This window comes from Phocaeicola coprocola DSM 17136 (assembly GCF_000154845.1).
Lineage (GTDB): Bacteria > Bacteroidota > Bacteroidia > Bacteroidales > Bacteroidaceae > Phocaeicola > Phocaeicola coprocola.
This window is the reverse complement of record NZ_DS981495.1, coordinates 33,346-48,829: the sequence shown is the minus strand read 5'-3', so window position 1 is coordinate 48,829 and position 15,484 is coordinate 33,346. Positions and strand designations below refer to the sequence as shown.

The 15,484-nt window shown below is 45.8% G+C and carries 15 protein-coding genes; 8 read left to right on the top strand and 7 right to left on the bottom strand.

Annotation, left to right across the window (positions count from 1 at the left end):
• Positions 1–13: 13 nt before the first annotated feature.
• From BACCOP_RS13850 to BACCOP_RS13830, 5 genes are all read right to left on the bottom strand, one after another.
• On the bottom strand, positions 14–1,189 hold the full coding sequence (locus BACCOP_RS13850; RefSeq protein WP_007570167.1) for a TolC family protein: 1,176 nt from the start codon (positions 1,187–1,189) through the stop codon (positions 14–16).
• 2 nt (positions 1,190–1,191) lie between these two features.
• Positions 1,192–4,296 carry an efflux RND transporter permease subunit gene (locus tag BACCOP_RS13845; RefSeq protein WP_007570165.1) on the bottom strand — a complete coding sequence of 1,035 codons (3,105 nt, stop codon included), beginning with the start codon at positions 4,294–4,296 and terminating at the stop codon, positions 1,192–1,194.
• A gap of 47 nt (positions 4,297–4,343) precedes the next feature.
• Positions 4,344–5,483 carry an efflux RND transporter periplasmic adaptor subunit gene (locus BACCOP_RS13840; RefSeq protein WP_007570163.1) on the bottom strand — a complete coding sequence of 380 codons (1,140 nt, stop codon included), beginning with the start codon at positions 5,481–5,483 and terminating at the stop codon, positions 4,344–4,346.
• Between the two features lie 88 nt (positions 5,484–5,571).
• A complete protein-coding gene (locus tag BACCOP_RS13835; RefSeq protein WP_007570161.1) occupies positions 5,572–6,003 on the bottom strand; it encodes a DUF6769 family protein in 432 nt (143 codons plus the stop codon).
• Positions 6,004–6,022: 19 nt separating this feature from the next.
• Entirely contained in the window at positions 6,023–7,312 is a 1,290-nt protein-coding gene (locus BACCOP_RS13830; RefSeq protein WP_040312103.1) for a hemolysin family protein, read from the bottom strand.
• Positions 7,313–7,448: 136 nt separating this feature from the next.
• Here BACCOP_RS13830 and BACCOP_RS13825 point away from each other — a divergent pair, with 136 nt between their 5' ends.
• From BACCOP_RS13825 to BACCOP_RS13790, 8 genes are all read left to right on the top strand, one after another.
• Positions 7,449–8,735: an IS1380-like element IS615 family transposase gene (locus tag BACCOP_RS13825; RefSeq protein ID WP_007567149.1), complete on the top strand. Its 1,287-nt coding sequence runs from the start codon at positions 7,449–7,451 to the stop codon at positions 8,733–8,735.
• A gap of 447 nt (positions 8,736–9,182) precedes the next feature.
• Complete coding sequence (locus BACCOP_RS13820; protein WP_007570156.1) at positions 9,183–9,758, top strand: hypothetical protein; 576 nt, start codon at positions 9,183–9,185, stop codon at positions 9,756–9,758.
• Between the two features lie 63 nt (positions 9,759–9,821).
• Complete coding sequence (locus BACCOP_RS13815; protein WP_040312097.1) at positions 9,822–11,051, top strand: 3-phosphoshikimate 1-carboxyvinyltransferase; 1,230 nt, start codon at positions 9,822–9,824, stop codon at positions 11,049–11,051.
• 6 nt (positions 11,052–11,057) lie between these two features.
• A complete protein-coding gene (locus BACCOP_RS13810) occupies positions 11,058–11,477 on the top strand; it encodes a hypothetical protein (RefSeq protein WP_007570151.1) in 420 nt (139 codons plus the stop codon).
• Positions 11,478–11,516: 39 nt separating this feature from the next.
• On the top strand, positions 11,517–12,332 hold the full coding sequence (locus BACCOP_RS13805) for a metal ABC transporter permease (RefSeq protein WP_007570149.1): 816 nt from the start codon (positions 11,517–11,519) through the stop codon (positions 12,330–12,332).
• A 50-nt stretch (positions 12,333–12,382) separates the two neighbouring features.
• A complete protein-coding gene (gene tsaE, locus BACCOP_RS13800) occupies positions 12,383–12,808 on the top strand; it encodes a tRNA (adenosine(37)-N6)-threonylcarbamoyltransferase complex ATPase subunit type 1 TsaE (RefSeq protein WP_007570147.1) in 426 nt (141 codons plus the stop codon).
• A gap of 6 nt (positions 12,809–12,814) precedes the next feature.
• A complete protein-coding gene (locus BACCOP_RS13795; RefSeq protein WP_007570145.1) occupies positions 12,815–13,036 on the top strand; it encodes an immunity 17 family protein in 222 nt (73 codons plus the stop codon).
• Between the two features lie 14 nt (positions 13,037–13,050).
• The gene (locus tag BACCOP_RS13790) at positions 13,051–14,679 is read left to right on the top strand and encodes an alpha-galactosidase D (RefSeq protein WP_007570144.1); all 1,629 of its coding nucleotides are present in this window, start codon (positions 13,051–13,053) and stop codon (positions 14,677–14,679) included.
• 127 nt (positions 14,680–14,806) lie between these two features.
• Here BACCOP_RS13790 and BACCOP_RS13785 read toward each other — a convergent pair whose 3' ends face one another.
• Positions 14,807–15,142, bottom strand: a complete 336-nt coding sequence (locus BACCOP_RS13785; RefSeq protein ID WP_007570142.1) for a hypothetical protein — start codon at positions 15,140–15,142, stop codon at positions 14,807–14,809.
• A gap of 24 nt (positions 15,143–15,166) precedes the next feature.
• Positions 15,167–15,484: a thioredoxin gene (trxA, locus tag BACCOP_RS13780; protein WP_007570140.1), complete on the bottom strand. Its 318-nt coding sequence runs from the start codon at positions 15,482–15,484 to the stop codon at positions 15,167–15,169.

The following is a 15,484-nucleotide window of genomic DNA, read 5'->3' as shown; positions in this document are numbered from 1 at the left end:
AATTATAGCCACTTTACAACCGATTTTTGTAAATGCTTGCCATCAGCTTCTGGTACTGATTCTCCAGTTCCATGTAAGCCTGCAAGTTACGGTATACATTGTCGGCTTCCGTATAGTAATCGATGATAGAAAGTTGTCCTGCGGTAACGGCTTCTTTCAGCATGTCCAGCGTTTGATGCATCAGCTCCACGTCGTATGCCTGCATGGCGGTAGTCAACTGCTGCATTTCGTTGAACTGGCTCTGGACCTGAGCCTCTGCCTGCAAGCGGGCATTATCCAACTGATACTGGGCGCTGATAGCTTGTGCACGGGCTATCTGGTGCTTCTTCCTATTCGAAAAGATCGGCAAACTTCCTCCGATAAGGAAGCCGTTGCTCTTTTCATCGAGTGAAGTGTTGCGACGATAGCCTATTTCCAGTTTCGGCAACCAGCTCTGACGACTTACACTGATGTTCTTCTCGGCAGCACGCGCAGCGGCATCAGCAGCCAGCAGCGTAGCATCGGTAGCCATCACCTCATCGTACAAGGCGTTATAGTCTTTCAGTGCTTCCACCTGCGGATAATCGCGTGAGGTAAAGTCCATCGGAAGATTGCCGTTCATGGCAAGCAACTGCTGCAAGGCGGTACGATGAGCCGCATTGTTCAGCGAAACTTCTGTCTGCACACTCATCCGTTCCATCTTGATTTTATTGACTTCCAGTATGCCGGCATCCCCTTCTTCCAGCCGTTTTTCGAACAAGGCAAGCAGTTCGTCGGCATTCTTTTTCCGTTCTTCCAGCAGACCTTGCTGTTTATTCAGCATTACAAGATCCAAGCAGAGATTCTTTGCATTCAGCAGTATATCGCGACGGGTAGCCTCATACTGACGGTGAAGGGCTTCACGCTGCAACTTTCCCGAACGGCTGCGTGCCGCATACAAGGTGGGAAAATCGAATCCCTGTGTCACGACCAGTTCCGAACTCGACATACCGGTAATACCTTTGGTATAAAACGGACTATATTCTACCGAAGGATCTTCCAGGTTATTCTGCGTCTGGACTTCCAATTGTGCAGCTCGTGTAGCATGTTGCTGTGACTGCAATTCTTTATTATTCTGTTCTATCTGACGGAGCACCTCATCGATGCTCTGTGCCTGCATGCCTGCCGTAAAAAACAGACATGCAGCCAATGTAATATAGGTATGTTTCATAATTACTGTTTATTAGCATCTGACTTCTTGCGGTTCATCAGTTCGTACACAATAGGGATGACAAAAGCATTGAGGAAAGTTGAGGTAAGCAAACCTCCCAGGATAACCTTTGCCATCGGACTCTGGATTTCGTTGCCGGGCAGACCTCCACGCAAAGCAAGAGGTATCAATGCCAGAGCAGACGATAAGGCGGTCATCAGAATCGGATTCAGACGGTCGAGAGAACCTCGAAGGATACTTTCGCGCAATCCCATTCCTTGTTCATCACGCAACGTATTGTAATGGCTGATAAGCAGCATACCGTTACGGGTAGCAATACCGAATAATGATATAAATCCGATGATTGCCGGAATACTGACTTCACCTGTAGTGCACAGCAAGGCAAATACACCGCCTATCAGGGCAAGTGGCAGGTTCAGCAAAATCACGCCACTCTGTGAAGCATTGCGGAACTGCATGTATAGCAACAGGAAGATGACCACAATACTCATCAGGGAAGTAAGCAATAAGGTACGACTGGCGGCCTGTTCACTTTCAAACTGTCCGCCGTATTCGATGTGATAACCTTCGGGCAACTGTATCTTTTCGTTCACCCGTGTCTGGATATCGTTTACTACACTGCGCAGGTCACGTCCGCTGGTATTTGCCGAAATGACAATCTTACGCTTTACGTTCTCACGGTTAATGGTATTCGGTCCCATCGACGATTCCACGCGCGCCACGTAGCTCAACGGTATCTTGCGTCCCTGAGCATCGTCTATCATCAGGTCTTTGATGCGTTCCATCGAGCCACGGTTATCTTCCGCTGCACGTACCACAAGATTGAAAGATTTTCCTTTTTCGTATACCTGGGAAACAACTTCTCCGGCCATGTTTACCGTAACAAATTCATTGAACTGTGCCAGTGAAATGCCATACTTGGCAAGCATTTCCCGGCGAGGTATAATTTTCAGTTCCGGACGCTCAATCTGTTGTTCCACATTCAAGTCAGCAATACCTTCCACATCGCTTACAGCCTCTTTTATCTGATTACCCAAAGAGAACATCTTGTTCAAGTCATCACCGAAAAGCTTGATAGCGATATTTGCCTGCGTACCACTCAGCATGGCATCAATACGGTGACTGATAGGCTGACCGATTTCGATATTTGCCCCAGTCAGCACCGACAATTTATGACGAACCTCTTCGAGTACTTCCTGATGGGAACGACCGTCCAGTTCGAACGGGGCTTCTATTTCCGAAACGTTTACACCCAGTGCATGCTCGTCGAGTTCGGCACGTCCTGTCTTGCGTGCTACGGTCTTTATTTCGGGAATGGTAAGCAGCAGTTCCTCTGCCTGACGACCAATCTTATCAGACTCTTCCAGTGAGATACCGGGAAGAGAGCTTACATTGATGGTGAACGAACCTTCGTTGAACGGTGGCAAGAAACTATGTCCTAACGTAAAGAACGCTCCCAGTGCCACGATAAACAGGGCTATAGTACCACCCAGCACCGTCCGCTTATGTTCCAGTGCCCAGAGCAGTCCGCGTTCGTAATACTTTTTCATCCATACGGCAACAAAAGCCTCTTTGGGCAGCCCGTTTTTCTTGAAATCTCCTCCCAGCAGATAGCTGCACAGGACGGGAGTAAGTGTCAGCGCTACGACTGTCGATGCGAATAATGATACGATGAACGCGATGCCCAGCGGAACCAGCATTCTGCCTTCCATACCACTCAAGAAGAACAGAGGTACAAAACTCACTACGATAATCAGGGTTGAGTTAAGGATGGGCATACGCACTTCACGCGAAGCATGGAATACGACATCCAATACGGGTTTACGTTCGCCGGCAGGAAGCATACGGTTTTCACGCAGGTGCTTCCATACGTTCTCCACATCGACTATGGCATCGTCTACTAGCGAACCGATGGCAATGGCCATACCTCCCAGACTCATGGTATTGATACTGAGTCCCATATAGTGAAGTACCAGAATAGCTACCACCAGCGACAAGGGAAGTGTAACCAGCGAAATGATGGTAGTACGTGTGTTGGCAAGGAAAAGGAAAAGTACGATAACCACAAAGATAGCTCCTTCGTAAAGAGATTCCTGTACATTGCCAATAGAGCTTTCGATGAAACGTGACTGACGGAAGATATCGGTAGAAACCTTTACGTCTGCCGGAAGATTCTTTTGTAAGTCTTTCAAAGCAGCTTCCAGCTTTTCCGTCAGCTCGATAGTTCCTGTATTCGGCTGTTTGGTAACAGTTATCAGTACGGCAGGTTTACCTTTTTCCGAAGCAAGTCCCAGTTTAGGCTGCTGGGCTCCTACCTGTACGTCGGCAATATCTTCCAGTGTGACCGGAGCACCGTCGACTGTCTTTACAACCGAACGTGCCATCTGGCGTACATTATCCGTAGAAACGACTCCACGCACGATGTATTCGTTGCCATATTCATAAATTACTCCTCCGTTGGTATTCTGATTCATGCCACGAGTTACTGCCATGACTTCTCCCAATGTCACACCGTAGTGCTTCATACGCTCGGGATGCAGCAGTATCTGGTATTCTTTAATGTCACCTCCCAACACGGCAACCTGAGCAACTCCTCCGGTAGACAGCAAACGCGGACGGATAGTCCAGTCGGCAAGTGTACGTAAATCGAGCATAGAGGTGCTGTCGGCAGTCAGTCCCACAATCAGCAACTCACCTAAAATAGATGACTGTGGACCGAGTGTAGGATTGCCCACATTATCGGGTAAATCCTCACCTACCGTTGCCAGTTTTTCAGATACAATCTGACGTGCCAGGTAAATGTCCGTATCCCAATCGAACTCTACCCATACTACAGAAAATCCCGTTGTCGACGATGAGCGTACACGACGTACTCCCGTAGCACCATTCACTGCCGTTTCGATAGGGAACGTAACCAGCTGCTCCACTTCTTCGGCAGCCATGCCTCCCGCTTCCGTCATTACGACTACGGTAGGTGCATTCAAGTCGGGAAACACATCCACTTCGGTATGAAATGCCGTATAGGTTCCTCCTATCAGCAATAATATCGAAGCCACCAGAACCAGCAAGCGGTTCTGTAATGAAAAATGTATGATTTTATTCAGCATAATATTCTATAATGATATACGTGTCTGTAACAAAACACGTCCGACGATTAATGATTGTGTGTATGTCCCGGAATGGTATTGCCGGCAGCAGCCAGTTTCACATGCATGGCTCCGACAGTCACCACTTTTTCTCCGCCTTTCAGTCCTGAAAGAACTTCCACACGGCAGCCATCGTTCATGCCAAGCTTTACTTCCTGTTTCTTGTAACATTCCGCATCTACCTGCAAGTATACGAAATTCAGTCCCTGCTCTTCGGTAATTGCCGAAACAGGCAGACCGATAACTCCCTGACGCTCTTCCGACAACAGATATACCTCTACGAAAGAACCAGGTATCACGTCGCCACGGTTATCAAATTCAAAAGTTACCGGGATGTAATAGGATGCATCGCCCGATGATTTGCCATACGACAGCAGACGTCCTTTCAAATCATCCAGCCGATATACTTTGTCATCGTAAGTAGTTGTGAAATTAGCCGAAACAATCGATTTCAGTCCAGCATAATAACGTTCGGACACTTCAGCTTTCAACTGTAAACGGCGAGTCTGGGTAACGGTAAGCAAAGGCTGTCCCACGGTTACATAGTCGCCTTCCTTTACCAGACACGACTTGACATAGCCTCCTATCGGCGACTTGACAGCCACTCCTTTTCCGTCCTTGCTGGGAGAAAGTGCCTCGTAAGCTATGCGGGCATTTTCATAATTTTCTTTCAGCTGATTAAAATCTTTCTGCGAAACGATTTGCTTGTCCACCAGCTTGGCCGCACGTTCGTATTCACTCTTTGCCGTTTCGTAAGCAATACGGGCACGCTTTACCGGATCCCCCTCCTGAATATGCTGTGAAGAAACTGTAAGCAGTGCCATACCGGCAGATACTTGTGTACCTTCAATCAATGAACGGGTAAAGTTCACAACACCCGAAACAGCAGCAACGACAGTGGCTTCATCGCCTTGAGCAGCCAATACCTGTCCGCTGGTAGGAATCACACTACGAAAAGCAGCTGGTTGTACTTCCTCTACTTGTACACCGGCGGCCTGAGCTTTTTCAGGAGTTAAAACTATTTCGTCTGCGTGGGCAGCATGCGCCTCTTTTGCTTCCCCCTCAGCTTCGTGGTCATGTCCTTCATGACCTCCACAAGAGCCCAGCATACACGCTGCCAGAGCTCCCATAAAAATATAATGCTTCATAATGATGTAATTAATGTATTAAAGACAAAAACTTATTTCTCCGCACCGCAAAGGTACGGACATTGTCCTGCAACCGGATTGCAGTTTTTTATACAAGAATTACAGAAGCGGGAGGTGCACGTAACCCAGCTGTCTGAATAAACTGGTACGCATGCAGACTTTCTACAAAGAGCGCCCAGTCGGCATCAGCATCGTCAGTCGGTAAGGCCAGTACGCCCAATACGTTAACCAACGGATAAAGTATGGAATAAAAAGAATAATCGGGAGTTATGTCAGACAGATGCTGGTCAGGTGTACTGCATTGAAAATTGGTAACACACACACTGGTACACGAATGGCGGTCGGCATCGTCGCTATGATGCATATATCTGCTGCATGTTGCAGTAGCCTCATGTGCCACCAGATCGGTCGACAAACAGAATATTTCCGAATGATGATGATGTGGGAAAACCTGAGCAACCAGCATCAGCATGCAGATTGCCAACAAAAAATATGATTTGAATTCCCTTTTCATCATCATTCTGTATCACTTAATAATATCAAGCTTCTTCATCACCGTTATCTTCGGCTATCGGTGTGGTGACGAGTACCTTATCGATACGCGCTCCGTCCATATCGACAACCTCGAAAGTAAATCCGTTCCACTGGAGTGTTTCACCACTGGTAGGAATGTGCTGCAATTCCTTCAGCAGCAAGCCTCCCAACGTATGATACTCTGAAGCTTCGAATAAGTCACTGCGGTTAAAATAACACAAGAAGTCATATAATGAACACTGTCCGTCTACCAGCCAGCCTTCCTTATTTACTCGTTTGATGATATCCGGTTCTTCCTCCGGATCGTCTACATTACCCACTAATCCTTCCAGAATATCACGCAGCGTAATAATACCGGTACAGATACCAAATTCATCACAAACCAGTGCACGACTGATTTTCTGCATCTTCATCTGCTCAAGCACTTTATAAACGTTCATGCTCTCATGAAAATACGTAGCCTCATGAATCAAAGACGCCAGCTTAAAATCGGGATTAGACAGATGTACAACCAGATCTTTCAAGTTTACAATTCCTTTCACATGATCCAGGTCACCGTCGGCTATCGGATAAAACTCAAACAAGTTTTCATTTACTACCGCTCTGACTTCGTCGGCAGTCATATCCATGTCCAGCCAGACAATATCACTCTTGTGTGTCATGATCGAGCTGACTTTCAAATCTCCCAACAAGAATACACGCTGCATGATATCTTTCTCTACAGGCTGTACCTCTCCTTCTTCGGTTCCCTCCTCGATGATAGATTTGATTTCCTCTTCGGTCACCTTATTGTCGGTTTCCTTGATCCCCAGTAAATTGAAAATAATCTCAGTACTCTTGGAAAGCAGCCAAACGAAAGGAAGTGCGATAGAAGCAAGTACCCGCATGGGACGTGCAACCACTTTGGCAGCCTTTTCGGCAACACTCAATCCGATACGCTTCGGTACGAGTTCTCCGAAAATAATCGTAAGGTAAGTTACAACGACTACAATGATACCCTGAGCCAATGCCGAAGCATAGGTAACAGATACTCCCCACGAAATCATGGTTTCGGTCAGGTCGGCAGCAATGCGGTTTCCCGAATAGATACCGGTTAAAATACCAATCAGGGTAATTCCAATTTGTACTGTTGAAAGGAAGCGGTCGGGGTCGTTAGCCAGCTTTAAAGCTACTTTAGCAGACTTGCTGCCTTTTTTTGCATCTGAAGAAAGCCGAGATTTACGGGCTGATATTAATGCCACCTCGGACATAGCGAAAATACCGTTAAGTACTATCAATCCGATAATTATGATTATCCTTAATTCCGCAACATAATTGATAATTATTTTTATAAGTTCCTGAGCAACATTTTGTTGCCCAGGTTTTTGCCATGTCAGCGTTTTCACTTACCTTAGTGTTGCGAATCCAAAGACAAAGAAAACCGCAACAGGCATGGCAAAGGTAGCAATAAAATCCGAAAGACTCACTCCTTTTGGAGGCATATTTCCAATCATGGAGCAATTTACCTCCCTTCTCTCCTCTACAATTGACTCAACACTTGGGTTGAGATGCAAACTCTATGGTTATCAATACAGCGAAATCATCCGCTCCCTCCTATGCGTTTACTTCTGCGGCGGTTCTTGCGTTGAGGATGTCACCGCCCACTTAATGAGTCATCTTTCCCTTCACCCCACACTCCGCACCTGTAGCGCCGACACCATCCTTAGGGCAATAAACGAACTGACCCGGGAAAACATCTCATACACGTCTGATGCCGGAAAGTCCTATGATTTCAATACGGCAGACACACTCAACACATTGCTCCTGAATTGCCTGTTGTCCACAGGGCAGTTGAAAGAGGGCGGGGAGTATGACGTTGACTTTGACCACCAGTTCATTGAGGCGGAGAAGTACGATGCAAAGCCCACGTACAAGAAATTTCTTGGTTACAGGTCCGGTGTGGCCGTTATCGGCGACATGATTGTCGGCATAGAGAACAGCGACGGCAACACCAATGTACGCTTTCACCAGAAGGACACGCTAAAGAGGATTTTGGAGAGACTTGAAGAGAAGAAGCTGACAGTCAAACGCTTCAGGGCCGACTGCGGCTCATGCTCTGAAGACATTGTGGATGAGGTCAGGAAGCATTGCAGGACATTCTACATACGCGCCAACCGCTGCTGCTCGCTCTATGATGACATCTTCGCGCTCAGAGGGTGGAAGAAGGAAGAGATAAACGGCATCGTGTTTGAGTTGAACTCCATTCTCGTTGAGAAGTGGAAGGGCAAACCGTATCGCCTGGTAATCCAGAGACAGAGACGCATGGGCAGTGGACCGGACCTGTGGGAGGGGGAATATACATACCGCTGCATCCTGACCAACGATTACGAATCATCCATGAGGGACATCGTGGAGTTCTATAACATGCGCGGTGGCAAGGAACGCGTCTTTGATGACATGAACAATGGGTTTGGATGGGACAGACTGCCTAAATCCTTCATGGCGGAAAATACCGTGTTCCTGCTCCTGACGGCACTGATACGCAATTTCTACAAGGCCATCATGCAAAGGATTGAAGTGAAGAAGTTCGGGCTCAAGGAAACCAGCCGTATCAAGACGTTTGTCTTCAAATTCATTTCAGTACCTGCCAAGTGGATTAAGACCGCAAGGCAATGTGTGCTGAATATCTACACCGACAACCATGCATATGCAGAAGCCTTCAAAACTTCTTCCGGATGATTTACATCACTTGATGGCCACTGATTGCGTATTGCCTCAAGTCGCTTTATGGGGTAAGGGGATGGTATGCGCATTGAAACGGACGCGAGGACTTAATGGTTATCTTACGAATCAAAAGTCCATTTCTCTTTATGTAGGTAGCACTTCGGGAATGGAGTTGCGGATTTAAGGATTATCTCATCCATATAATAAACAAGTGTGTTTGCCTCACAAATATAGCGCAATGTTCCATGACTATAAAAGATAGTTCCTACAATTAAACAGTTTTAACAAAAAAAACTGAATCACTCACCCGAATGCATACATTTTGTACGCAAACGGAATTTATGATAGTAAATTCTGCCAGTATTTTTTGCCAATTCCCTAAAGTTTGATGTCTGTTTTTCTGTTCATGCCTAATTTCCTAAACGTAAAAATGCCTATCTTTGGCAAAAAATAAGAAAACAGATGAATACAGAATATTTAAACAACTTTGAAGAGAAACTACAGCAAGAGTTACTGCACTTGTGTACCAATTACGGCATGCTCGACAGCACGCTACTTGCTGCCGATGACATAGACAACCGCTGGCACGACCTGGCTCCCGAATATGTAGCCGATGCAGTAGGACAAATTCGTGATTATCCTGTCGTATCAGTAGCTTGGGCTGCTTATCTTGGCCTGGGAGTCGCTTTTGGATGGGATGAAGACTGGGAATATTACGCACAGGTCAGCTATCAGTCGTATTACGGTGAGCAAGGTTTCGATGATATGGACGAACACATCGTACGCGATCTGCTGCAGCTACCGCTCGACAGCAAAGAAGCGGGTCAGCTGGAAGACATTATCCGCCGCTGCGGACAAGCTACAGTAAGCATGATACGCCATGAACAGATAGAACCTCAGAGTCCGATGGCTTTTCATGTTTTCGCACGTGCCTGCCGCACAATGTTCCGTATCGGTGCAGCCATCGAGCTGAAACGTCTGGGATACAAGTTCGAGAAAATAGAATTGGGACGGAATTTGAATGAGTTGCCCTCATAAATTCTTCGTTTTTTTCTATCTTTGCCACACAACAAATTTGCAAACAACAAGAAAAGATATAGCATGAAGCGGATAAAAGTCACTTCCCCCCACGGAATAAATACTTGCATACAGCTTCCTTCATCGAAAAGCATCTGCAACCGTGCACTGATAATCAATGCCCTTGCCAAAGGAAACTGTCACCCGGAAAACCTGTCCGACTGCGACGACACACGGGTGATGATACAGGCTTTGCAACACATGCCTTCCATCATCGACATTATGGCGGCCGGTACGGCCATGCGTTTCCTGACGGCTTTTCTTGCCGTAGGCGAAGGCACACACATCATAACCGGAACACAGCGTATGCAGCAGCGCCCTATCAGCATACTGGTCAATGCACTCCGTGCACTGGGAGCTGACGTAGAATATGCAGGCAATGAAGGTTTTCCACCGTTGCGCATCGTAGGACGCAAGCTGGTAAACAGTGAAGTGACTTTGCCAGGAAATGTAAGTTCACAATATATCTCTGCCTTGCTGATGATAGGTCCGGCACTGACTAACGGACTAAAGCTTACACTGACGGGAGAAATTGTATCTCGCCCATATATCGACCTTACGCTGAAACTGATGCGCGACTTTGGAGCCAATGTTGCCTGGATCAGTGAAAATCAACTGGAAGTAAAGCCTCAACCTTATCAAGCTGTTCCCTATTATGTAGAGAGTGACTGGAGCGCGGCTTCGTACTGGTATGAAATCTGCGCATTATCGGAACAGGCAACAGTCTGTCTGCCGGGATTATTCCGCGAAAGCCCGCAAGGTGACTCGGAAGTAGCACGGTTATTCGAACAGCTGGGGGTAGAAACAGTTTATGGGGAACGTGAAGTGACTCTTCGAAAAACAGGAAAAATCACTGCACGCATGGAATACGATTTCGTTAATCAGCCTGACTTAGCCCAGACATTTGTAGTGACTTGTGCCGTAATGGGTATTCCTTTCCGTTTCTCCGGACTTCAGAGCCTGAAAATTAAAGAAACCGACCGCATAGCCGCTTTAATAGCCGAAATGAAAAAGCTGGGATACCTCATTACAGAAAGCGAAGGTTCCGTACTGTCGTGGAACGGTGAACGCTGTACTCCTGACACCAGCCCTTGCATAGACACTTACGAAGACCATCGCATGGCTATGGCTTTTGCTCCCGTCTGCATCCGATTGGGAGATATATACATCAATCATCCGCAAGTAGTTACCAAATCATATCCGCATTACTGGGAAAACCTGATACATGCGGGATTCAACATCACGGAGGAATAAATCATCATGTGGATACTTATTGTCATACTGATAGGAGTAGCATTATTCGGACTGGTAGCCGGATATTTCTATAACCGGAACATACAAAAGAAAATCGATCGTGGAGAGCTGGAAGAAGCTCCTCCTGTAGTAACCGTAGACAGTGAATGCTGCGGTCAGCATCAGATTTGTGAAAAAGAAAGTCTGCTGGCAGCTGTAAGCAAGCAAATAGAATATTACGACGACGAAGAACTGGACCGCTTCAAAGGACGTCCTTCTGACGGATATTCGGAAGAGGAAATCGAAGAGTTCCGCGACATTCTGTACTCCATGCAGGAAGTGGATGTGGCAGGATGGAGCCGGAGTCTGCAACTTCGCGGCATTGAATTGCCCGACGAACTGAAAGATGAACTTTTCCTTATCGTAGGAGAACGAAGATTTCATTAATCTTCCTGCCGGTCTGTCTCATTACCGAATACAACTATCATGGATATATTAGAACTGTTACAATATACTTTTTTCCAACATGCCTTACTGGGTAGTCTGTTTGCCAGCATCGCCTGCGGAATTATCGGAACCTACATTGTCACCCGTCGGCTTGTTTTTATCAGCGGAGGAATCACACATGCTTCTTTCGGAGGTATCGGAATCGGACTCTATACGGGTATTTCTCCCCTACTCACGGCAGCCATCTTTTCGGTGCTGTCAGCTTTCGGAGTAGAATGGCTCAGCAAGCGGAGTGATATGCGTGAAGATTCTGCCATTGCTGTATTCTGGACATTCGGAATGGCTATCGGAATCATTTTCAGTTTCCTTGCTCCGGGATTCACTCCCGACCTTTCTTCATTCCTTTTCGGAAATATACTTACCATCACACAAAGTGACATACTGCTGCTTGGTATACTGAGTATAGTGCTTATCATATTCTTTTCACTGTTTCTACGCCCAATTGTAGCTATCGCTTTCGACCGTGAGTTCGCGCGTTCACAACATCTTCCCGTAGCCACTTTCGAGTATCTGCTGATGATGTTTATCGCTCTGACTATCGTATCATGTCTGCGCATGGTAGGCATCGTGCTTGCCATCTCGCTACTCACTCTCCCACAGATGACGGCAAACTTGTTTACCAGCCGTTTCAAGAATATCATCTGGCTGTCTATCGGCATCGGCTATATCAGTTGTCTGGGCGGACTGCTGTTCTCATACAAATATCAGATTCCTTCAGGAGCAGCCATCATCTTTATATCCATACTGATATATGTCGCAGCAAAAATCTGCCGGCAGTTCCGTAAACAGGAATAAATATTCGCGATTTTTACTTACTTTTGCAAGAACAATAAAAACAGATACTTATGGAAATAAAAATTACTTCACTCGATCATATCCACGAAGCTGCCAAAGAGTTTATTGCAGCCATGGGCGATAACACAGTATTTGCCTTCTACGGCAAAATGGGAGCAGGAAAGACTACTTTTACCAAAGCTGTATGCGAAGAACTGGGAGTAACAGATGTCATCAACTCACCTACATTCGCTATCGTAAATGAGTATCGTTCGGAAACTACTGGAGAACTGATTTATCATTTCGACTTCTACCGTATCAAGAAACTGGAAGAAGTATACGACATGGGGTATGAAGATTATTTTTACAGTGGAGCTCTGTGCTTTATCGAATGGCCTGAACTGATAGAAGACTTGCTTCCGGGCAATGCAGTAAAGGTATATATCGAAGAAAACGAAGACGGCACTCGTACCGTCCGCTTCGATGCCGAAGAATAATGCATTATGGTGACACACTATATCATACAGGGCATATTTGTCCTGGTGGGGCTGCTGGCGTTGCTGGCTGCCCTATTCAACTGGGACTGGTTTTTTACGGCCCATAACACACAATTCATCGTAGCCAATGCCGGCAGAAACCGTGCACGTCTGTTTTATGCCGCCATCGGTCTGCTGATGATAGCTACGGGAGTATTCTTCTTCCTTTCCATTCAGGGATGCATCTAAGTAACAACTAATCTATGAAAAACACCAACCTCAAAAAATGCTTCACAGCAAGCTTACTCGGAATCATTGCACTGGGAGGCTATGCACAAGTCAATTACGTAGAACCACCTATAATGGGATGGAGTTCATGGAACACTTACCGCGTCAATATCAACGAAGAGCTGATCAAGAAACAGGCAGATGCCATGATTTCACAGGGCCTTGACAAGGTTGGCTATCATTTCATAAACATCGATGACGGATTCTTCGGATTCCGCGATGAGAAAGGTATCCTGCATACCCATCCACAACGTTTTCCAAACGGAATGAAAGGAATAGCCGACTATATCCATTCACTGGGACTGAAAGCTGGTATTTATTCGGAAGCGGGAGCCAACACATGCGGTTCGCTTTGGGATGGAGATAAAAACGGAATTGGGGTTGGTCTTTATGGATTTGAACATCAGGACGCCAACCTTTTCTTCAACGAATGGGGATTCGATTTTATCAAGACTGACTACTGCGGAGCCGGACAGCAGCTCGACCTTGAAGAACAAGAAAGATATACGGAAATTGTTAATGCCATCCGCGAAGTTTGCCCACGAAATATTTCTCTGAATATCTGCCGATGGGCTTATCCGGGTACATGGGTAAGCAGTCTGGCACGTTCCTGGAGAATCAGCGGAGATATCAATCCGTCGTGGGAATCTGTCAAATATATAATCGACAAAAATCTGTATCTCTCAGCCTTTGCCGGTAACGGACATTACAATGATATGGACATGCTGGAAATAGGACGAGGATTAAAGCCGGAAGAGGAGGAAACTCACTTTGGCATGTGGTGCATAATGAGTTCACCACTGCTGATCGGCTGCGATCTGACTGCCATCCCGGCATCTTCACTGCAACTGCTGAAAAATAAGGAACTCATCGCACTGAACCAAGATCCGCTGGGACTTCAGGCGTATGTAGTGCAACACGAGCATAGAGGATATGTACTGGTAAAAGACATCGAAGAAAAAAGAGGAACAGTACGGGCAGTAGCTCTATATAACCCGACCGAAGAAACCTGTTCCTTCCGGGTTCCCTTATCAGTACTCGAACTGGAAGGTACAACACGTATACGCGACCTTGTGAAACAAAAAGATGAACGTTCGGTAACAGACTTCATACAGTTTGATGTACTCCCTCACGGAACAAAAATTCTGAGAGTAGAAGGTGAAAGACGTATGAAACCTACCCGCTACGAGGCAGAACAGGCTTATCTGAATCAGTTTGACGACTTGGGAAAACGTAAACGGGGAATAGCTTTCATGCCTTTCGAAACAGCATCCGGAGGCATGACAATAACCAATCTTGGCGGACATAAAGACAACTACGCACAATGGAATGAAGTTTTCAGTGAACAAGGTGGTACGTACCAGATGACAGTTCAATACATACCTGCCGAAAAGAAAGAACGTGAAATAAGTGACCGCCGCTTGGAAGTTACTGTCAACGGAAACATGACAGTGGTCGACAAATTGGAAACAGACCGTTCTAAAGGTGTCGCTCAAACGACATTCACCGTAAATTTACAAAAAGGATATAATGTGATAAGAATAGGAAGCCGATTCAGCTGGTCTCCCGATTTAGACTGTTTTACCCTCACTCCTGTAAAATAAATTCGCAGTAGCTTATTACACAAGAAAACTGCATAACACAAATATAAAATTCTTAAAAAAAACATCAAAAAAAGAGGCTTCCTCATTTTTGAAGAAAGCCTCTTTTTCCCTATTTCTTGCTGACAAATCAATCGACTTGTCCCAATGAATTTCCGTATTCCATTTCGCCCTGAACTACAAAGAACACATCGTCGGATTCGAAAGGTCCCATACCGTCTTTTGCAGCCTCTTTGACTATGTAGTTTACAATTTCATCCTGGTCGATGTTGATGTAACCTTCTTCGTCAGGTTGAGCGTCCAGACATCCGCTGGTTGTATAATAGTCTACTATCAAGTCGAGAATGTAATACAAATCGTCGTCTGTAAACTTCTCTTTCAAATCCTGAGGCAAATAGTTCTTAATAAACTCGATGGTTTTTTCATCGTCCTCATCTTCCAACAAGAAATCGTCTTCCATTCCCATAGTCTTAGCGCGTTTTAAGTTATTTTATTTCAATAAAGCTTCAACTTTTTCTTTCAAAGCAGCCTTTGTAGTAGCACCAACCTGTTTGTCTACCACTTCACCGTTCTTGATGAACAATACGGTAGGAATATTACGTACACCAAACTGTGCAGGAAGATCAGCGTTATCGTCTACATCACATTTACCGATGTTTACAGTATCTTTATACTCTTCTGCCAATTCTTCGATGTAAGGAGCAATCTGCTTACAAGGTCCACACCAAGTAGCCCAGAAATCCAATACTACAGGTTTTCCTTCTGCTACAATAGCTTCAAAATTGTCATCTTTAATGTTCAATGCCAT